1 protein-coding gene is annotated in these 794 nt (G+C 43.5%); it reads left to right on the top strand.

Annotated features, from left to right (window positions below; genetic code table 11):
• On the top strand, positions 1 to 750 hold a 750-nt coding region (locus QOS03_RS09200), incomplete at its 5' end, for an IS3 family transposase (RefSeq protein WP_283576190.1).
• Between the last annotated feature and the right edge of the window lie 44 nt (positions 751 to 794).

Below are 794 nucleotides of genomic sequence, written 5' to 3'. Positions count from 1 at the left end.
GATGATGAACAAGCAGAATTACTTAAAGCCATTTTGGAATTGGAAAAAAAGCATAAGTGGACCTTGGGTTATTTAGGCATGACGACGCAACTAGCTTTTGAAAATAAATTGGATTTCAAGGCCGGCTTAAAGCGGGTTACTAACTGCATGCAAAATCACGGGATCAAGGCAAATATCCGTAAGAAGAAGCATAATCGGATTAAACGTCACGAGGAATACATCAATGACAACTTACTTAATGAGCAATTTGATCGTCAGAACAAGAATGAGGTTTGGGTGACTGATACTACCGAAGTTGTGTATGGTAATGAGCAGGTAAGGAAGGCGCGCGTGCATGTAGTGATGGATCTATATGGTCGCTATGTTTTGAGCTACAACATTTCGGCTACTGAAACGGCCGCATCAGCGATCGAAGCCTTTAAGCGTGCCTTCAAAGTAGAACCAGACGCTCAGCCAATGATCCATACGGATCGTGGCGCAGCTTACTGCTCAATGGCTTTCAATGATTACTTAGCTGAGCAAAACTGCATCCATAGTATGTCTCACCCCGGTCATCCATGGGAGAATTCGCCAATGGAGCGTTGGTGGAATGACTTTAAGCTCATCTGGTTAGCTAAGCGAGCTCGCCCTAAAACCTTGGCAGAATTGGAACAATCTGTCCAGCAGGCCATTAAATATTTCAATACCGAACGAGCTTATGCATCAAAAAACGGCTTGAGCGCAGAAAAGTTCCGCGCTCAAGCCGCATAAATAATTTTTCTATTTAAACTGTATACTTGACAGGCAATAGTGCC

The organism is Limosilactobacillus pulli (assembly GCF_947381555.1).
GTDB classification, from domain to species: Bacteria; Bacillota; Bacilli; order Lactobacillales; family Lactobacillaceae; genus Limosilactobacillus; species Limosilactobacillus pulli.
Note: the sequence above shows the minus strand (reverse complement) of the source record. Positions and strands in the feature narration are given on the sequence as shown.